Source organism: Ruegeria sp. AF8 (assembly GCF_056541825.1).
In genome coordinates, this window is sequence record NZ_JBQFYW010000038.1 from 1 (window position 1) to 17779 (window position 17779).

19 protein-coding genes and 1 pseudogene are annotated in these 17779 nt (G+C 53.6%); 9 read left to right on the forward strand and 11 right to left on the reverse strand.

Annotation, left to right across the window (positions count from 1 at the left end; all coding sequences use genetic code 11):
* Positions 1-451: 451 nt before the first annotated feature.
* Positions 452-2323, forward strand: coding sequence for an adenylate/guanylate cyclase domain-containing protein (locus tag ACR0AO_RS24465; RefSeq protein WP_480609348.1), 1872 nt, complete (start codon positions 452-454; stop codon positions 2321-2323).
* 254 nt (positions 2324-2577) lie between these two features.
* Here the strand turns inward: ACR0AO_RS24465 and ACR0AO_RS24470 are convergent, their stop codons facing one another.
* Both ACR0AO_RS24470 and ACR0AO_RS24475 read right to left on the reverse strand, forming a co-directional pair.
* On the reverse strand, positions 2578-3669 hold the full coding sequence (locus ACR0AO_RS24470) for an aminomethyl transferase family protein (protein ID WP_480609350.1): 1092 nt from the start codon (positions 3667-3669) through the stop codon (positions 2578-2580).
* Between the two features lie 12 nt (positions 3670-3681).
* Positions 3682-5244 (reverse strand): trimethylamine methyltransferase family protein, encoded by a 1563-nt coding sequence (locus ACR0AO_RS24475; RefSeq protein WP_480609352.1) that lies wholly within the window; start codon positions 5242-5244, stop codon positions 3682-3684.
* A gap of 107 nt (positions 5245-5351) precedes the next feature.
* Here ACR0AO_RS24475 and ACR0AO_RS24480 point away from each other — a divergent pair, with 107 nt between their 5' ends.
* From ACR0AO_RS24480 to ACR0AO_RS24490, 3 genes are all read left to right on the forward strand, one after another.
* Positions 5352-6224, forward strand: coding sequence for a LysR substrate-binding domain-containing protein (locus tag ACR0AO_RS24480; RefSeq protein ID WP_480609354.1), 873 nt, complete (start codon positions 5352-5354; stop codon positions 6222-6224).
* An 85-nt stretch (positions 6225-6309) separates the two neighbouring features.
* The gene (locus tag ACR0AO_RS24485) at positions 6310-6825 is read left to right on the forward strand and encodes a dihydrofolate reductase family protein (protein WP_480609356.1); all 516 of its coding nucleotides are present in this window, start codon (positions 6310-6312) and stop codon (positions 6823-6825) included.
* Positions 6822-7394: a TetR/AcrR family transcriptional regulator gene (locus ACR0AO_RS24490; RefSeq protein WP_480609358.1), complete on the forward strand. Its 573-nt coding sequence runs from the start codon at positions 6822-6824 to the stop codon at positions 7392-7394. Before ACR0AO_RS24485 ends, ACR0AO_RS24490 begins: the two co-directional genes overlap by 4 nt.
* A gap of 345 nt (positions 7395-7739) precedes the next feature.
* On the opposite strand, the gene ACR0AO_RS24495 is transcribed toward ACR0AO_RS24490, so the two are convergent.
* Entirely contained in the window at positions 7740-8279 is a 540-nt protein-coding gene (locus ACR0AO_RS24495) for a luciferase domain-containing protein (RefSeq protein WP_480609360.1), read from the reverse strand.
* A 74-nt stretch (positions 8280-8353) separates the two neighbouring features.
* On the reverse strand, positions 8354-9262 hold the full coding sequence (locus ACR0AO_RS24500) for an MBL fold metallo-hydrolase (protein ID WP_480609362.1): 909 nt from the start codon (positions 9260-9262) through the stop codon (positions 8354-8356).
* Positions 9263-9409: 147 nt separating this feature from the next.
* On the opposite strand from ACR0AO_RS24500, the gene ACR0AO_RS24505 reads away from it, so the two are divergent.
* The 3 genes from ACR0AO_RS24505 to ACR0AO_RS24515 all read left to right on the forward strand — a co-directional run bounded on the left by ACR0AO_RS24505 (position 9410) and on the right by ACR0AO_RS24515 (position 11221).
* On the forward strand, positions 9410-9997 hold the full coding sequence (locus tag ACR0AO_RS24505; RefSeq protein WP_480609364.1) for a TetR/AcrR family transcriptional regulator: 588 nt from the start codon (positions 9410-9412) through the stop codon (positions 9995-9997).
* 361 nt (positions 9998-10358) lie between these two features.
* The gene (locus ACR0AO_RS24510) at positions 10359-10610 is read left to right on the forward strand and encodes a ParB N-terminal domain-containing protein (RefSeq protein ID WP_480609366.1); all 252 of its coding nucleotides are present in this window, start codon (positions 10359-10361) and stop codon (positions 10608-10610) included.
* A 308-nt stretch (positions 10611-10918) separates the two neighbouring features.
* Complete coding sequence (locus ACR0AO_RS24515) at positions 10919-11221, forward strand: bactofilin family protein (protein ID WP_480609368.1); 303 nt, start codon at positions 10919-10921, stop codon at positions 11219-11221.
* 155 nt (positions 11222-11376) lie between these two features.
* On the opposite strand, the gene ACR0AO_RS24520 is transcribed toward ACR0AO_RS24515, so the two are convergent.
* From ACR0AO_RS24520 to ACR0AO_RS24540, 5 genes are all read right to left on the reverse strand, one after another.
* Positions 11377-11679, reverse strand: a complete 303-nt coding sequence (locus ACR0AO_RS24520) for a hypothetical protein (RefSeq protein ID WP_480609369.1) — start codon at positions 11677-11679, stop codon at positions 11377-11379.
* Between the two features lie 208 nt (positions 11680-11887).
* Entirely contained in the window at positions 11888-12571 is a 684-nt protein-coding gene (locus tag ACR0AO_RS24525) for a hypothetical protein (protein WP_480609371.1), read from the reverse strand.
* Positions 12572-12673: 102 nt separating this feature from the next.
* On the reverse strand, positions 12674-13063 hold the full coding sequence (locus ACR0AO_RS24530; protein ID WP_480609373.1) for a hypothetical protein: 390 nt from the start codon (positions 13061-13063) through the stop codon (positions 12674-12676).
* Between the two features lie 2 nt (positions 13064-13065).
* Positions 13066-13656 (reverse strand): hypothetical protein, encoded by a 591-nt coding sequence (locus ACR0AO_RS24535; RefSeq protein WP_480609376.1) that lies wholly within the window; start codon positions 13654-13656, stop codon positions 13066-13068.
* A 141-nt stretch (positions 13657-13797) separates the two neighbouring features.
* A complete protein-coding gene (locus ACR0AO_RS24540; RefSeq protein ID WP_480609378.1) occupies positions 13798-14364 on the reverse strand; it encodes a hypothetical protein in 567 nt (188 codons plus the stop codon).
* Between the two features lie 443 nt (positions 14365-14807).
* Here ACR0AO_RS24540 and ACR0AO_RS24545 point away from each other — a divergent pair, with 443 nt between their 5' ends.
* Positions 14808-15230 (forward strand): hypothetical protein, encoded by a 423-nt coding sequence (locus ACR0AO_RS24545; protein WP_480609381.1) that lies wholly within the window; start codon positions 14808-14810, stop codon positions 15228-15230.
* 57 nt (positions 15231-15287) lie between these two features.
* Here the strand turns inward: ACR0AO_RS24545 and ACR0AO_RS24550 are convergent, their stop codons facing one another.
* Complete coding sequence (locus ACR0AO_RS24550; protein ID WP_480609383.1) at positions 15288-15749, reverse strand: hypothetical protein; 462 nt, start codon at positions 15747-15749, stop codon at positions 15288-15290.
* 119 nt (positions 15750-15868) lie between these two features.
* A complete protein-coding gene (locus ACR0AO_RS24555) occupies positions 15869-16444 on the reverse strand; it encodes a recombinase family protein (RefSeq protein WP_480609386.1) in 576 nt (191 codons plus the stop codon).
* A gap of 142 nt (positions 16445-16586) precedes the next feature.
* Between ACR0AO_RS24555 and ACR0AO_RS24560 the strand changes: the two are divergent.
* Positions 16587-17779 (forward strand): annotated as a pseudogene (locus ACR0AO_RS24560) (DUF4158 domain-containing protein); the annotation flags it as partial.

Genomic DNA, 17779 nt, shown 5'->3' on the forward strand with positions numbered 1-17779 from the left:
ATCATTGGGTGGCTCCTTTCCTAGCAGTCGGTGATAACTGCACTTTGGCACATTTGATGCCGGTGGAGCAGGAGCCACCCACCTCATCCGCAATGCGGGTTGCAAACGCTGCATTCGAACATAGCGCTCAAGGTCGGCTCCGGGCCGTAGCCAAATAGCCGGTGGGACGCGAAGCCGGGAATTTCTGTAGCACTTCTGAAGTAGGCTTTTGAACCCAAAGCAATTGGTCGATGGACCGAGCGAAGGTCAACCTATCACCGCGCTCTGGGCATGGCTCGATCCACTGATTGAACCGACTAATTTCGCGGTCAGAAATTCTGAAGAAGGTGTCAAACATGATCTACCATGACCCCTGATACGTTCGGTGATCACCCGTCACAAAGTCAAGCCAATCACAATGGACTCCACACTTTGGCGATCGTAAGCTTGATGTTCAAGGGGGCTCTCGGAGATGACCGATGAAGCTGTTCAGCGCAGGTTGACGACAATCCTCGCGGCGGATGTGGCGGGGTACAGTCGATTGGTTGCGCGCGACGAAGAGGTGTCGCTGCAGACACTTAAGGCCCATCGCGCAATATTTGACGAACTTATCGGACATCACCATGGACGAATATTCAGCACGGCCGGCGATAGCGTAGTTGCGGAATTTGCCAGCGCTGTTGAAGCAGTGCGATGCGCCGTCGCAGCACAGGAAAGACTAAAAAAGGCAAATTCCCACCTCCCGCCAGAAAAACAGATGCACTTCCGGATCGGCATCAACGTTGGTGACGTGGTCGTTAATGGCGAAGACCTTTTGGGCGACTCCGTCAATATTGCCGCAAGGCTTGAAGGCCTCGCCGAACCCGGCGGGATAACGATTTCTGGCAGCACCTTCGAGCAAGTCAAAAACCGGTTGTCCATCGGCTTTGAAGATACGGGATCGCAGAAAGTCAAAAACATTGATGAACCCGTCAGGACGTTCAGATTGATATCCTCCGATGCGAAAGTCGTGCCGAGGAGGATGAAATTCGGAGATCGACGTGGCCTGGTCGCGGTTTTCACAGCTCTTGTCCTGGCCAGTGTGATGGCGATTTGGCAACCTTGGGCGCCGGACGTGACACCCGCGTCAGTCGATAAGATGAAGCTGAGCTTGCCGGACAAGCCGTCAATTGTCGTCCTGCCATTTGTGAATCTTTCGGAGGGTGGCGATCAGGACTATTTCGCCGACGGCATCACCGAAGACATCATCACCGATCTCTCGAAGGTTTCCGACATCTTTGTTGTTGCCGGAAGCTCCTCATTTGCTTTCAAAGGTGAGGAGTACGAAGTTAGGCACGTCGCCGAAGAGCTGGGTGTTCGTTATGTATTGCTCGGGACAGTTCGCCGATCAGATGAAAGTTTCCGGATAACCGCTCAATTGATAGACGCAGTCAGGGGCAACAACATTTGGGGCGACAGGTACGATCGGGAAGTCAACGATGTATTTGCGGTTCAGCTGGATGTGACAAAACAGGTGGTTCGAGCCATGGCCGTTACTCTGAAGGCCAACGAGCATGATCGCATTTTTCAGAAACACACCACAAATATCGAAGCATACGATGCTTTCCTTCGGGCCAGGCGGTTGGTTTCGACACCCGGACAACAAAGCCTCGAAGAAGGTGAGCGGTTATTCCATCGGACAATCGAACTGGATCCAAAATTTGCCGGGGGTTACGCCGGGCTCGCCTTTAATCATTCGGTAAAATCGCGCCTGAGATTGGGCGACACCCCCGAAGAAGAAACTCAGAAAGCGATGGCCTTCGCCCAAAAAGCCATAGAGGTCGACCCGGAATTTGCGTGGTCCTTCATTGCTTTGGCGGGTGCACAATTATCAAACGGTAATCACATCGCAGCGGTCGAAGCCGCAAGGCAAGCGTTGCAGTTGCAACCGAATGGATACGAAGAAAACCTGTTCATGGGGTTTCATCTCTATTTTTCGGGCAACCCCCAGGCCGCAATAGAGCACCTGGAGCTGGCCCGCCGCATCAGTCCGATAGATACCATTAGAGGTGTCGCTTTTCTCGCCAACGCGTATTTCATGAACGAGGAGTACGCCAAGTCGAAACAGCTGCGGCTCTTGCGAATTGAAAAATTTCCGGTTCGAAATCCAAATGCCTTTCTATGGCTCGCGGCAACACAGTTCCAACTTGGCGAAATCGAAGACGCTGCGGCCACGGTTGAGAAGCTGAATAATCTGTGGCCAGATTTTCGACTTTCCAAATGGGGCTTGGTCAGAGCCTTCAAACGCCTGGAGGACAGGGATCGACTCTACAACTCCGTAGCAGCTGCTGGTGTCAAAGAGTAGTTCACACCACTTTGCGCTACGAATGTACGCCAATCATTGTCGAGAGTTATTCATTTATTTGAAAGCAACTTGAATGCCAACTTTGCAGGAAGAGCTTATATTTCAAGCTTTGTGCCCGCAGACCGAAAACTCGTCTGTGGTCATTTTTTGCAACTGCAGCGAACGGCAAGTATGACGGGCCGCACAGTAGCAATGAGGAGTATTGGTCAATGACTGGTTTGGGCCGCGCTCTGCAGCAACTGGCAACGACCCCTCTATTCGTGGGTGCGAAGTTTCTTTGGATCGTAGATGGGGTTTGCTACGATGGTTGCTTGCGTGTTCAGGCCGTCGCCTGACACGGCCAGCGTCGTTCCAGCTGTCAGTCCTGGAACAACATGCGCAAGGGCAAGGGATTTTCCCATCCGGTGTGAGTAGCAGGGGCTGTTGATCACGCCGACAGTTTGGCCGCCCAGCGAAAGCGTTTCACCACCGGCGACCATGTCGGGGTGATCTATCTCCAGGCACACATTGTCGATCTTCTCCTTTCCCTTCGCAGCAAGGGCAGCCGCTTTGCCGCGATAGTCGGCCTTGGTGCTGCTGACGGTGAACCCAAGGCCGACCTCCCATGGGGTGTTGTCCTCGGTCATGTCATAGCCGTAAAACAAGAGCCCGGCTTCGATCCGCACCTTGTCCAGAGCGGTAAACGAACAGGGCATAACGCCCTCCTGCACGAGCTTGTCCCAGATATCCGTAATCACAGTTCCATCTGCGAAAATCTCATAGCCGCGTTCGCCGGAATAACCCGTGCGTGAGATGCGGCACGGATGCCCGAACAGAACCGCTGGCGCGTGTTCGAAATAGTCTAGCTCGGCCAGGTCAATATCCGCGTGGGCGTTCAGGATCTCCAAAGAGGCAGGGCCCTGCACCGAAAGGTCATGCAGATCGTCAGTAAAGTCGATTTGAACGTCACGCCCTGCCGCCGAGGCTTCCAGCAGCGCCATGGTGTCGCCGGAGCCGTGCACGATCATCCATTCGTTGCCACCATTGTTCGACACGATCGCATCGTCGGCGATCCCGCCTTCATCGGTCAGAACGCAGAGGTAGACAGCCTTGCCTGGTCCGACTTTGGTCAGATCGCGCGTGGTCAGATGATCCAGCACCGCCTGGGCATCGAGGCCTCGAACGAACACTTTCTTCAGGGGAGACATGTCGAACATACCGGCCCGTTCACGGACCGCATCGTGCTCATCGTTGGGATCCGAGTTATAGGTCCAGGCCGTGCCCATGCCGTTCCAGCCCTCCAACCCAGAGCCAAGCGCGGTATGGCGCGATGCAAGGGCGGATTTGCGGCTAAGTTCTGCGGTCATGGGTCTTCCTTTCTAGTACCATTCGTCCGGCATGCTTGCCTTACGTTCAGAGACGAAGTCTTCAAGCGCTGCTTTTGTGCCGGGGTTCATTTCGGGCTGTTGATAGTCGTCCAGCATTTGGCGCCACCGCGCTGCGGCGCGTTGGTCTGACGTAAGCGCGCCGTTCTCCGTCCAGGTCTCGAAAGGGCCGGCATCCGGGACTTGCGGCTCAAAATTTGCTGATCTGTAGTGGCGCAGCGTATGGCTAGTGGATAGGAAATTCTCGCCTGGACCGGTTTCGAGATAGGCATCTCGACCGAAAGCCTCGTCGTCGACGTCAAAACCCTGCAAAAGTTTCAGCATCGCGCCGCAGTGATCGACGTCCATGATGAATTTCTCGTAGGACATGACCAACCCGCCTTCGAGCCAGCCCGCTGCGTGCCAGACCTGATGCGCACCGGACAGAAGTGTGGACCACATCGCACCGGTGCTGTCCTGCATCGCTTGCCCGTCCGGGGCGTTGGACGCGGTGATTTGTCCGCCGCCCGAGCGCACTGGAACACCAAGTCTGCGCCCCAGTTGCGACAGTGCCATGGTGACCATATTCGCCTCTGCCGATCCGAAGGTCAGCGCACCCGTGCGGAGGTTCATGCTGGAATGAAACGACCCCATGACCACCGGGCACCCGGGGCGGACAAGCTGTGCCAGGGCGATGCCGACCATGGCCTCGGCCAGCGTTTGGGCTGCCACTGCCGCAGGCGAGAGCGGCCCCATGGCCCCAGCGAAAATCGCCGGAGAGACGCACACGCACTGGTTTGCTTTGGCATAGATGCGGAGCGCGGAAGACATGGTGTCATCGAACACGAGCGGAGAGTTGACGTTGATATTGGCCTGCATCACCACGTTGAGTTCCATGAAGTCGCGCCCAAAAACTAACCGCGCCATGTCGATGCTGTCTTGCGCGCGTTCTGGCGCGGTGACCGATCCCATAAAGGGCTTGGTCGACAGGGTGAGGTGGGCCAACAACATATCCAGATGCCGCTTGTTCACGGGTATATCTGTCGGCTCAACTACGGTTCCGCCAGAATGATGCAGGGCAGGGGAGCTGTAGGTAAGTTTTACAAAATTGCGGAAGTCTTCGAGCGTCGCGTACCGCCGACCATTGGTCAGATCGCTGACAAAGGGCGACCCATACCCCGGCATCAGAACTATATTCTCGCCACCGAGTGTCACAGTTCTGGCGGGATCCCGACTATGTAATTTGAACTCGGACGGTGCCGTGGTGCAAAGTGCGCCCACATGGCCCGGTTCAAAACGGACGCGCTCCCCGTTGACACGGGCGCCGGACGCGGCAAACAATTCGAGCGCTTCATGATCGCTCCGGAATTCGACGCCTATCTTGCTCAGAATCCAGTCCGCCTGATCTTCGATCCGCGCCAAAGCCGTATCGTTCAGCATCGCGTATGCAGGAATCTTCCGCGTCGTGAATGGAGCGTCTGCGGACACCGTGTCACCATATGACGGTCGATCACGACGGGAGCGGCTGCGGCGCGCTGCCGGTTTCGAGGTGTCTGTGGTGGCGTTCAAAGCACTCAAACGCGAAACTCCGCTTCATTTGTTCCCCGTCAGGATCGGCCTCTGCTGCGCAGTTGGAAATCGAAATTTTCTGGCCATGGCGTTCAAAAACTTTGTACAAACTTGATATGCGCCGACACTTTCGCCATCATGACCTGCTCAGGTTGTTCGCCGAGATTGCCCGGCATTCCAGTTTCTCGGACGCTGCCGCAGCGCTGAACATGACCAAGGGTGCGATTAGCTATCAGATCAAGACGCTTGAAGCTGATCTGGGGATAGCCCTGTTCCGCCGCACGACACGCGGCGTTACCCTGACGGATGAAGGGTTGAGGCTGTTGGCGGCTTGCCAGACCCGTTATCAGGAAATCGAAGCTGATATTCTGGAGATGAAGGGGCGCGTATCGCGATCCCTGACCGTCGGAGTGTCGACCTATTTCGCAGCGCGATGGCTGTCCCCGCGTTTGATGACCTTTATGCAGCGCCACCCGGATGTGCAGTTGCGCATACAACCGATGATCGAATTCTCTGATCAAGAGATGCAGGATGTTGATCTGGCGATCAGATGGGGAAACGGTAGGTTCAGTTACGGCAGTGTGGTCCCCTTTATGCCGATGCCGCCCTATCCCGTAGGAAATGCCTACGTGGCCCGAATGGTTGCGGAGTTGGGAATGGATGTCTCCATATCTCAACTCACGTTGCTCAGAGACCGGGACGACAGCAACGCCTGGTCCGATTGGCTGACCGCCGCAGGTCTGCCCCAGCAATCACGGCAGGATGTGTTGATCGTCCCCGATCCCAATGTTCGCGTGCAAGCTGTCATCGACGGGCAAGGGATTGCCTTGATGGACGACCTAATGTCGGACGACCTGGAGGCGCAACGGCTGTTCCGGTTGTCCGATATTGAACTGCCCGACTACGGATACTTTTTTGTTCAGCCACATAACGCCGTTGCGACGGAGGCCGTGGCGGCATTCTCAGAATGGTTGACCAACCAATCCTGACCATGTTTGGCTTGAACGTCATAGGCTCTATATTTATACGCCGTATAAATTAGGAGACACCGATATGACAACCGGACATATCATGATGGCCATGAGCCTGGATGGTTTTGTTGCAAGATCCGACCACTCGCTTGATTGGCTGAACAAGCAAGCGACGCAGAACGAAGATCACGGCTTTACAGAGTTTCAGGGGCGGATGGACGTGATCGTCATGGGGTCGGGATCGTTTCGCACGGTTGTGGGATTCGGGGAGTGGCCATACACCATCCCCTGCATCGTGATGAGCCGCACAATGACTGACGAAGACATTCCGGAGGATCTGCGCGGCAAGGTTGAGGTTTCAACTCTTGAACCCAAAGCCCTGATGGACTCGCTGGATAGGTGTGGTTTGAAACGGGCATATGTTGATGGCGGCGCGGTTATTCGATCGTTTATTCAGGCGGATCTTGTTGAAGAAATGAAAATAACCATCGTCCCAATCCTTCTCGGCGACGGCATCCGGATATTTGGCTCCAATGACACGGACATTGATCTGGAGCTGGTGTCCTCGACCCCATTCCCGTCCGGGCTAGTGGACCTTGTATACAAGGTGAAACGATGACCAAGGTTGCGTCCGTTGGACGACCGCTAAAGGCGTCGCAACACCTGTCAAAGCAAGCGATCCTGAGAGCTGCGCTGCCGATCGTTCAGAAAGGCGGCATTGAAGGGCTGTCATTTCGCGTGCTGGCTGAACAACTGGGCGTCACCCCGATGGCAGTCACGTATCACGCAGGTAGCAAGAAGCAGCTTTTGAGCGATCTGGTGGAGCTTGCATTCGAGGGAGTCCTGGATGGCATTGAAGGCGGCCCTCCGATCAAACGGGCCCGCAGCATACTGGCGACCTACTACGGGTATGCGTTGAAGAACGCCAATCTTCTGCGCGCGATTCTCAACGATGCGACGCTCATGAGCGCAGACCTCGTTCGTGTGGCGGCAGAACTGAAGGCCAGCACGGACCAGCTGAAGAACAGCGACGGTGGCAATGTCCTGGTTCACCTCTTGATCGACTATGCTCATGGCTTCGTGCTTTCGGCCTCCAGCGGAGAAAACAATCTCCTGACAATTGACGACTTTTTGCGCGGCGTTGACTGGATTCTGGATCAGGCCGCCGGAAGGAACGAGGCGATCTGAGCTGAAGAACAACCGCATCTGCGCGGCGCTCCAGCACAACCTCAAAAGTGTCGGTGTTGATATCCCCGCCACAAGATCGTGACGTTCACGGGCGTTTTCGGGGTAGATCATTTTCCACAGTCATCTGCTGGCCTCAGTTAGAAAATGAATCTGCAGCGAATGTCCGGGAAGCGGAGTGCGACCGCAGCATCCTTGCAGGCCGCCGGATGTCGGCTAAGGGCCGACCCGCGCCCGAAGTTTGCCGACAAAGCACCTGGGTGCTGCGCCAGCTCCCATGACAGGAAAGAGCCCATATCGACAGACTCTTGGTCCTGCAGCGAACGTCTAAACCTTGATTAGGCTGTTTCACCGTCTAAGCTGTCGACCTGTCACGAATTCGTAGGACTGTTCGACTAGCCGGATTACCACGTCAAGTTCGTCTCTGTTCGTCGGTGTGAAGATCATGACAAAGCCCTCCCACCCCTCTCGCTCCGTCGACCATGGATGTGCAACAGCCCAGCCGGATTGTACGGCCGAACGAGCTAAATCCGGGTCCAGAGATGCGTGAAGACTGCCGTCTGGATGAAGATGCGCAAACTCTCGTCCACCAACGATGACCTCGGGATGCGCAAGAGCTACGTCATCTTGCAACTGGAATCCCACGGCGCCGGGCAGCGAAACGCGCGTGGCTCCAAGATCGACCCCAGCCAATTCGCTTACGTGCGCCAGCAATGCCTCTGACAACTCCGGCACCGCGTCGACGCCGATCTGGACATGCGGAACCCCATTCGTGGTTTGCGGAATCGGAGTCTCACGGATCGGCAGGTCTTTGGCCATGGCAGCAGCGGACACGACCACCATCATGAAAAGCGACGCGAATACGTTTTTCGTTTGAGGGGTTAACATAATTTTTTAACTTTCCGCGGGACAGAGGACACTCCCAGCCAGTGTAACGGCTGGAAGTGACGGTTTGGCTTAGATCAACTTTCCGGAACCCAAGGGTATGGACCCATCCACAGGTCAAGCATGACTCGCATGATGCTTAGCTCTAGCCAGTCGTCATAGTGAGCCCAGTGCTCGTATTGGGGCAACTTGACTGTTTTTGGAATCGCAAAAGCCTCTGTTCCCTTTTCAAATTCCGCAAAGATGGCGTTACGCACGTCAGAAATGAATTGTTGTTCTTCTTGAACATGGGTTTTTGTGCAGCCACCGGGAACTTCCTCCGCAGGAAGTTCGTTGTGCGAACAGACCGCAACATCGAAATCAAGCTCAAGAATTTCACCCAGCGTGCGTTCCCATTCGCCGATATTGAAATCTGGGACAATAGAGAACATCACGCGATTGGGTGTAACCAGGTCGGCTATGTAGGCTGTACGTGTCTCAGGAAGAGTAAACACAGTCATGCCAAGGCCGTGATTGAGACCAAGATAGTGGAGTTCGATGGTGCTATCACCAAGGGTAATTTCGTGCTTGTCGCCTTCCCAAATTACGTCGGGCGGAGAAGTATCTCGCCCGGGATTTGCTTCAAGCCAGGCTCCAGCCATTTCATGCATAACTGTTTGGGCACCAACTTCCTGAAACACCTTGCCCCCACTGGAATGGTCCCAATGGTTGTGGCTATGGAAGGCATATTTTATCGGCTGATCGGTCACTTCACGGATGGCCGTAATTAGGGCCTGCGCGTGTTCGGAATTCACTGTTTCAAATACAGCGACGCCTGCATCTGTCACCATAAACATTGAATGATAACCGTTGCCTCCGCCAAAGCTGTAAACGCCAGCCGCAATCTCGTTGGTGTAAGCGAGGGGTTGTTCGGCGTGAAGTGTTACTGTCGACCCTATCGACAGCAGAGCAGCAACAGCAAGTGATCGAATACTCGTTCGTTTCATGTGTCTCTCCTCCAGTTGTTTTAGTGAGGTTCTTGTTGCAGGCCGATTGCCGCTTTATAGAACAAAATGTGCTGCTATGCAACAAGTTGTACTATTGCGAGACATTGTGTTTAACAAACTCCGATTTTTAGCTTATTGATCAGAGCCATGGACAGATCGCCCGACCCCCGTTTGGACGCTACGCGCGCGCAGGCCCTCCAAGCAGCCCTTGCGTTGCTGCAAGGAAAAGGATTGCTGGCGGTAACTCATGCCGCGATCAGCAATTCGACGGGAATTTCCCGCAGCACACTCTATCGGCACTGGCCCAAAGTTGACGACTTAAGAAACGCTGCGATAGCACGGGCGGCAACGGGGCCAAACAATCAAGCGCGCACAAACGGCCCTCTGAAGGCCGATCTGACCTGGATACTTGGGAATCTGATGACCGCGCTAACCGAATCCCCGTGGGGAAAGATTGCACCGCAGGTCATTGCCGTTGCGGCAACAGACGAACAAACACGCGGCCTGTTGCGAAACTGGATCAAGGATCGAAGCGCAGATGTGGAATCGGTTTTCCTTGCGGCCATAGAGAGGGGCGAGATCAGCAAAGAAGCTCCAATCCCTCAAATTGTCGAAGTGGCAATTGCGGTTCCTTACTTCCGCAAATTTGTAGCTGGTCTCCAACTAGATCACGACTGGTTGGAAGCACATGTCGACATGATATGCGGTTTGGCGGTGAGACACCCGAACCAATAAGCGATGTACGAAAAACTTTTGATTTTGTTTTCTTTTCTTAAAAAGCGGTCATTCACGCCTAATTATCCGGCCGGCAGCTTTATAGCGCAGACTGCAAATTCAGATGGATTCCGATTTCGCGACCGCAGCGAACGGCGGGTTTGACAGGCCGCATCGCGGCATTACCAACTTATGGCCAACGGTGGCTCAGGGCGGTTCACCAAGATGCCGTCGATTTGGCTAATTGCTCGGTAATTTACGAACTCATGGCCGCTTATACATGGGTTGTTATCTAGTGGCTCCATGAGACAAATTTAGGAATTGGTGGATATCGTGGCCGAAGTGCTTGCTTAAATGCTGCGCCGTCGTGCAAGTTTGGACCATGCCTATAAAAGAAAAATTTGCCATTAGTGACGTTCGCATTCCGGTCAAACGGAGAAAAACTCTGGATCCCGCCAAAGTCGAACGCATCGCGTACGACATAATGGAAAATGGTCAAACCACGCCCATACGCCTGCGCGCCGATAAAGGCGGCGGTTACATTCTTGTCGAAGGATATCACCGGCTTGAGGCTTTGCGCGCTATTGGTGAAGATGAGGTCGAAGGATTTCTGGTTCACGCTCAGCTACACTGAAAGTATCCAAATTGCTGGTTTCATTCTGAAAACCTAACCAATTGATACGCTGAGCGCGAAAGTCCGTTCTGAGGAAGCCGCACCGCCGCGTAAGATCAAGTGATGAGCGGCAGAATTGGCCGATCGGTAAAGATGGTACATGTCGCGACGACCGTTCCGAAACCTTCGACTTTTAGGTGGGCCTCGCCAAACGAATGAACGCTTGAGCACCATGACGATGGTTAGGATTGGAAGGTGTTCAAGCAGCGATTTTCGTTCTAGGGTCGCCAACGTCTCATCCAGAGGATTTCAATGTGGCAAGCTCAATAGTGGAAGAAGACCTGACAATTGAAGGCAATCTCAACTCAAGTGCGGGAGGCATCGAGGTCAAAGGCCGTGTGATTGGGGACGTTACCGCAGAGACAATCACTGTTCAGGTTGGCGGGGCTGTCGACGGTGAACTATCGGCCAAGAAGATCATTATTGATGGCAAGCACCAGGGAAGCCTGAAATGCGACGATCTGAAGATCGCTTCGACTGCACAAATTCAAGCTGATGTAACGGCCAAGACCATGGCTTCTGAAAGCGGAGCGAAAGTTGTGGGCAAGGTGAACGTCGCGGGCGGGCAGTAGGGCATGCCTGCCGATAACCAGTCGCAAGGTTACAGATCAGACATGTGTGATGCCTTGTTTTGAGTGAATCTTAAGAGGCACGATGCGTAGTTTCAGAGAAATTGCCCAGCAAACTGCTTGACCGTCGAATGTGCCGATTGTGTAGGTTGGCTGGTTCACTTACGATGATCTGACAATCCGAGCTCGCCCCACATCCAGCTGAAATCATAGTCTGCGATCGGAGAGCCAGTCTGACGCGCGCTGCGGTTTTCGATTGTCTTCAGCCAGTCAATCACGTCTTTCCTGCCCTTTGCACTGTTAGCGGCCTGGCGCGGGGTCTTGCCATCCAGGGCCGGAATCGGTTGGTCGAGCGTGTCGCGATAGTGTTGGTCGAGATGATCGTGGGCCATCTGGCGGGCAAGGGCAGGGAGGATGTCCTCTTCTTCTGGTGATCCTCTCTCCGGGCTGTCATCCGCCATCATGGGGTCGAGTGCGGTTGAGTGCTAAATCCCCCTTTAAGCAGATTTTTGATCAATCAGCCGTTTGTTTATTGCGCGGCGGATTCAGCGAGAGAGCCCAAATTATCAATTTCTGCGTTACGGCGAAACGGCTGCTTTGCGATGCCAGCCCAACTCAGATTGATTAGAGCGGTGGCAAGCGGCGCACTGGACCTACGCGAGGACATCATCATACGCTGAAAACCTGAATCCATTCGCTCTCAACCGGGCGGAACCCTTCCCGGAAGAGCATGTGAACGAGCGCTCCCATGTGCCCAGCCCCGTAGATTATCGCTACCGAATTAGGTTGTTCTCCATCGGCAAGGAGATCAGTGACCACACGACAGAGCACTGCGTCTCGTGCAGTCAGAAGCGCGTCGAGCAGCGGCGCATTGCGTTCACTCCACATCATCACCGTATCGCGGTCTGGAAGGTCAGTTGTATTGAGATTCCGTCCAAGCACAGTTCTCGTGCCTGTTAAACGAAGCCACAAACCCATGACCGTGGCGCCGGCCTCAACCGCTGCGCGCTCCCAACGCGGTCCAGAGCGCCAAAGCTCTTCAAACTCTGTGGCAGTCAGGTCAGCATGAATGGTTCGTACGTCATTTCCTACGAGTTTTTCCTGCACGACCAGACCCAGCCTCGCAGGCGAAATCCAGCGATAACTGCGTGTGAGACGACGGGAAATCGGCGAGTCAATGCCTTCTAGCACGACAACATCATGGTCCTCTGCATCAGAATACACCCGTTCGTAAAAGTCTGACTCCGCGAGATGCGCCATAGGAAAAAGGGTGATCGACAGATCACGTTCACTGTGCCTCAGCACGTGACGCGCGGAACGGAGACCAAGGATCGACCACTCCAGAAATTGCATGGTATCCCTTCCTAAGTATGTTGGTCAGTCGAGCAGCGAAACGTTCCTCAACCGCAAAGAGCGCGATCCAAGATTGTAGAACGCTGACAAAGTACAGTTTCCCTATAACAACCGATTGTACCGGGAACGCATGTACGGCGTGACCCGCCAAGCGTCCTCAATGTCGATGTCAGAGGCTGACCAATACCATATTTGGTGAGCGTGCAGTTCTGGCCTTGTCGCAAGGTTATCCAAGAAGTCATTCCATCTGCCGTCCCCCTCCAAGTTCTCGCCACGCTCTTCAAACGCTTGGATAATTACGTCCGCCAATGTGAAGCGTACATCATCGTCCTGAACTTCTGAGAAAAGCGCCAAATACTCATTCAGTTTCGTTTGATCGGCGATTTCGTAGGCCCAGTCTTGCATCCCAGGTTCGTTCCGGACGCCAAGCCGCTCCGCTAGATAATCTATCGCCGCTTTGGTCCAATATCTTTCCGGTGGTTTCGCAGCCATGTTCAAGTCTCTCGCAAAAGACTGTTGAGTTTCTTCAAAATAGGTTGGCGTGCACGTGCCTGGAGAAAGCGACTTGGAACATGTCGCAAGAATCCACCTCGGCTGCCGGTTTTCCTGCGATCCCTCGATCCAATGTAGTCAATGAGCGCTAAAACTGTCTCTCGGTCATAGGCCCACAATATATGTTGATTGTGCTCGATCTGAAAATAGGCATCGTCTGGCCAACTCAAATCGAACTTCTTGCGAACAAAGCATGAACAACATACGACGGTGCCAATGTCCAAACCGTGAGACCGATACAAGTATTTGCTGTGACGCCAGTCCTCGGGCCCATAGTTGTCCGGCAAATCTCTTATATCGCTCATGTCGCTGCTACGCAGGCCATGGTAGTAGATGGCAGCATGCCAACTGCCATGACCGGTATTTTCCATAAGCCTGTATTCAAACGCCGTGCTCTTCTGAAAGAAGTCGACATCCTTTTTCAGCCTAATTCTAACCATTTCTGCGAACTCAAATTTGGCCTCTGCATTGCAGCTTGGGCATCTGACTGCCAGGCGATGAGGCATTGGGTTCCAGTCGTAAAAGCGGGTCATACTCGATGATTCCTGCTCAAACTCGAAGACTGCAACGCGAACAGTATCGCATAACAAGAAAATCCAACCACTGCTCTCTTCGCATTCGGCCCGGTTTCTTTGCCAGTCCTGTATGCCGATGCTTTGGGATGATCGGATGACTTAGCCGTCATATTCGTCGTCCTTGTAAAGAGGCGGGTGGGTTAAGCGCAGCGCAATTGCATAAAAATAGTGCAACACAATGGGTAGCACAGAAAGAGCCGCCACTCTGGTGGCCAAAGTGGTATTCAGGACCAACAGAGTTTCATTGACCACAATGATAAGAATGACGACCAAAGCGTTGAGCATCAGCACATGTTGTCTAAATTCGAGAGAGACATCGGAGTCTTTTGATGCCGGGGCAAAACGGTTCAAGATATCCCTGTCGCCCCAAACGCCCAACGCCATGACCGCAGCATACACTGCACAATAAATACTGACCAATCTCTGGCTCAACCAAGGTTCACACCACCAAACCTGGATTACCAATACACTGATTTGTATTGCCAAAGCCCAACTTGCAGTCGAGCGTGTGAAATCAAATGTATGGTGATGCCGCCGAGTTGTGACAGGGAGCGCGCCCCAAATCTGCGCTGCTTGTGCAAATACACCTGCCCAAACAAAGGCCACAGGTGCGGAAACCTGAGCCGCCTGCAACACCGTCCAACTACTGAGGAATATCACAGGCATCAGCAATCTGCCCGCCGAAATCGGGGGCAAATTGCTTAGCAATATCCATAAGTAAAGTGAAAAACGGCGCAAAGGGTTCATGAACTAAAGATATCGTGAGATCTGTGATAGGGTTGTCCCTAGATCAATGGCGACAGCTAGCAATTTCGACCTTGGCATCTCTTCATAAGAGTATGTACTCACAACAGAATTTCCCAATAAGTTCATTGTTCGCCATAAGATTGAGTCTTCGTGGCAACAATATGATCTTACCGCGAAAAGTTAGTAGCGGACGTTGGCGCGACCACAGCTAAAGCTCACTTTGTCCTCACAGAAGGCATTAGGCCGTTAGAACCGCGTCAATGTCCTACTGAATATGTCAATGACTGCTCTGAGCCCGTAATTGACCTTCACGCCGCTGATGCGGAAAGTGAATCGAGCTATTTGTATCGAAAGAGGTAGTTGTGAACGAAGCAGAATTCTCCCAGTCGATTGACTGTTCCTTTCCTTATGCAAACCGCGAAGAAGCAATAGAACTGATTGATGTCGCCCTTTCAATATCCACAAATGCTGCCTTCATGGTCCTCGAAGAAATGTGCCGTCCACCCCAAGGCATCGACGTAGAGAAAGAAACACTTTTGGGTCTCATAGATGCGTGGAGTAATAGAGTAGATCACCCACTGGCCCGATCAATTGTTCCCATTGCCCGACTGATGGCTGAAGGCAATCATTTGTCAGGGCGCGAGGCCGAAAAAGTAGCGACCGGCATCGCTGATTTCAAAGGTCAGTACAGCGCGCTCAACATCGCCTACTTTTCCAGCAATGATGCCGACGAAAGTTTGGAAATTGTAATAAATCAAATTCGTGAAAGCTGGGACCACTCATAACGACCGCTTTGTCCGCAAAAGCGCCAAAGTCCATTTTGAACACAAACCTACCTTGCTTCATTGTGCTGATTTGAGAATTTCAGGAGGATTAGGCGTCACGATGTTAACTGTGTGGTCAAGTGTATTGATCTGATAGTGTGTCAAATCGCCAGGGTATTCTGACGTCGCCCAAGTACTTCGTTCCACAAAATCTAAAAAGAACGACTTCGAAAAGATTCTAAGCCAATCACCCACGGAAGCTTCTTGATCGTTATGTTGAGCAAACATTTCTTCGGTCACTGAATATGCGACAAAATCATAAAACCTCAACTTCACAACATCGCTTTCAGGCTTGATTTCAAGAGGGTAGACGTCGTCAATTCCACCCATGCTTTCAGGTTGAGCGCCCCGCAAAGCAGCGGCAATTTCCACCACCAATTGGCGTTGGTTGATCGGCTGAATTTGCTTGGTTAGCCAGTTTCCACCGTTGTTAGCCCAAACAACAATTGGATGCTCGATGGTCTTCCAATGATCAGTCATAAATTTCTCAATCAATGCAACTATGGTTTGGCCCACTCTATCTTGGTTTCTCAGAGTTGAAACATTCAACAGGAGCTTTGTCCCGCGTCTTTCCAGTTCGATTTATTGTGCCGCGAAAGTCAGGTCTGGTGCCGATTGAGGGTCCTGTAGACTGTTGGCCTGGACACCGAGAACACTTCGGCCAGGTCAGAGATCGAATACTCCCCACTTCCATGCATGCGGCAGAGTTCTTTCTGCTGCTTGTCAGATAGTTTGGGCTGTTTGCCGCGCAGCTTGCCTTTGGCGCGTGCAATGGCCATGCCTTCACGGGTACGCATACGGATCAGGTCAGCTTCGAATTCGGCGAAGGTGGCTAGGATGTTGAAGAACATCTTTCCCATTGGATCGGTTGGATCATAGACGGTTGCGCCGAGAGCCAGCTTGACGCCTTTGGCTTGGAGTTGGTCGGCGATGGCGCGGGCATCAGGAACGGATCGGGCCAGCCGGTCGAGCTTGGGTACGACAAATGTATCGCCTTCGCGCACGGCGGCTATGGCCTGATCCAAACCAGGGCGGGCGCGGTTGGTGCCGGTCAAGCCGTGGTCGGTGTAGATGCGATCCGGAGCAACGCCGAGATTTTCCAATGCCTGTTTCTGCGCGGTTAGATCCTGATCGCTGGTCGAGCAGCGGGCGTATCCGATAAGTGTGGTGTTCATGGCCGCACCGTACGAATAAGGCCCCTTCATTGCAATTTGTATCGTACCATCTATACGAGACGCGTCCCGCGCCAGTTTTGCTGGGACGAGTGGATTACCCAAAACCGTCCGTTCATCGGACCCCTTGCGGACATAACTTTGAATGGCACACCGAGCGGTTCTGACCGCGCGACAACGCGCGGCGTTTTTTGATCTTCCCACCGATGAAGCTTCGCTGTTGAAGCACTACACCTTGGATGATGAAGACATTGAACAAATCCGCACGCGACGGCGACCAGAAAACCAGATCGGCTTTGCGCTCCAACTCTGCGCACTTCGGTATCCGGGCCGTTTGCTGAAGGCTGGTGAGGTGATCCCTGAGTTTTGTCGCTGCTCAAATTGGTCTAAAGCCTGACGATCTTCTTCCCTACGCTGCCAGAGAAAACACCCGCTACGAGCATCTTGACGTTTTGCGCAAGATCTATGGGTACAAGATGTTCAAGGGCAAAGCTGCGAAGAAGATGAAACGTTGGCTCGATCAGCGCGCCGAGGCCGCACAATCCAGTGAAGGCATGGTGCGCGAGTTTGTGGAAGAGTGTCGGCGGCGCCAGATCGTCTTGCCCGGCCCGACCAGAATAGAACGTCATTGTGCGGATGCATTGGTTGACGCCGAACGGCGAGTCGATGACCGTATTGTCGCGCGTCTCGATAGCAAGATGTGCGCTCGCCTTGATGCCTTGCTAAACGAAGAGGTGGATGGTCGCGTCAGTCGATTTATCTGGTTGCGGCAGTACGAGGTGGGCAAGAACTCCGCCGATATCAACCGTCAACTCGACCGGCTGGAATTTCTGCAGAAGATCGCGTTGTTGCCAACGGTTCTAGGCGATATTCCGGCACATCGGGTTGCGCGTCTACGCCGTCAGGGGGAACGTTACTTTACAGACGGTCTTCGGGACATCACCAGTGACCGTCGTTTGGCCATTCTTGCGACCTGCGTTGTGGAATGGTCGGCCGCCATCGCAGACACTGTGGTCGAAACGCATGACCGTATTGTTGGTTCGGTCTGGCGGGAGGCAAAGAAAATCTGCGATGCCCGTGTTGCTGAGGCGCAAGCGGAGATCGCGGTCACCCTGGCCGGGTTCGAGACTTTAGGTACGACATTGTTGCTGGCCAAAGGCGATGAGATAGCTGTCGCCAGTGCTGTAGATGCTTCCTGTGGCTGGGATGTTTTGGAGCGTCTCGTCGCAACAGCGGGGGCACTCGGTAAGACCGTCAAAGCGGATGCGCTGGCCTATGTCGAGCAGGGCTATCACCGCTTCAAGCTCTATGCCCCGCGAATGCTGGCAGCATTGGACA

What these genes read in the sequence shown, in the direction of transcription:
- ACR0AO_RS24480 (WP_480609354.1), top strand. Translation starts at nt 5,352, where the DNA reads ATGCGCCGACACTTTCGCCATCATGACCTGCTCAGGTTGTTCGCCGAG.
- ACR0AO_RS24505 (WP_480609364.1), top strand. Translation starts at nt 9,410, where the DNA reads ATGGACAGATCGCCCGACCCCCGTTTGGACGCTACGCGCGCGCAGGCC.
- ACR0AO_RS24550 (WP_480609383.1), bottom strand. Translation starts at nt 15,749, where the DNA reads ATGACTGATCATTGGAAGACCATCGAGCATCCAATTGTTGTTTGGGCT.
- ACR0AO_RS24490 (WP_480609358.1), top strand. Translation starts at nt 6,822, where the DNA reads ATGACCAAGGTTGCGTCCGTTGGACGACCGCTAAAGGCGTCGCAACAC.
- ACR0AO_RS24485 (WP_480609356.1), top strand. Translation starts at nt 6,310, where the DNA reads ATGGCCATGAGCCTGGATGGTTTTGTTGCAAGATCCGACCACTCGCTT.
- ACR0AO_RS24540 (WP_480609378.1), bottom strand. Translation starts at nt 14,364, where the DNA reads ATGCCTGTGATATTCCTCAGTAGTTGGACGGTGTTGCAGGCGGCTCAG.
- ACR0AO_RS24530 (WP_480609373.1), bottom strand. Translation starts at nt 13,063, where the DNA reads ATGGCTGCGAAACCACCGGAAAGATATTGGACCAAAGCGGCGATAGAT.
- ACR0AO_RS24500 (WP_480609362.1), bottom strand. Translation starts at nt 9,262, where the DNA reads ATGAAACGAACGAGTATTCGATCACTTGCTGTTGCTGCTCTGCTGTCG.
- ACR0AO_RS24510 (WP_480609366.1), top strand. Translation starts at nt 10,359, where the DNA reads ATGCCTATAAAAGAAAAATTTGCCATTAGTGACGTTCGCATTCCGGTC.
- ACR0AO_RS24520 (WP_480609369.1), bottom strand. Translation starts at nt 11,679, where the DNA reads ATGGCGGATGACAGCCCGGAGAGAGGATCACCAGAAGAAGAGGACATC.
- ACR0AO_RS24525 (WP_480609371.1), bottom strand. Translation starts at nt 12,571, where the DNA reads ATGCAATTTCTGGAGTGGTCGATCCTTGGTCTCCGTTCCGCGCGTCAC.
- ACR0AO_RS24495 (WP_480609360.1), bottom strand. Translation starts at nt 8,279, where the DNA reads ATGTTAACCCCTCAAACGAAAAACGTATTCGCGTCGCTTTTCATGATG.
- ACR0AO_RS24465 (WP_480609348.1), top strand. Translation starts at nt 452, where the DNA reads ATGACCGATGAAGCTGTTCAGCGCAGGTTGACGACAATCCTCGCGGCG.
- ACR0AO_RS24555 (WP_480609386.1), bottom strand. Translation starts at nt 16,444, where the DNA reads ATGAACACCACACTTATCGGATACGCCCGCTGCTCGACCAGCGATCAG.
- ACR0AO_RS24535 (WP_480609376.1), bottom strand. Translation starts at nt 13,656, where the DNA reads ATGACCCGCTTTTACGACTGGAACCCAATGCCTCATCGCCTGGCAGTC.
- ACR0AO_RS24470 (WP_480609350.1), bottom strand. Translation starts at nt 3,669, where the DNA reads ATGACCGCAGAACTTAGCCGCAAATCCGCCCTTGCATCGCGCCATACC.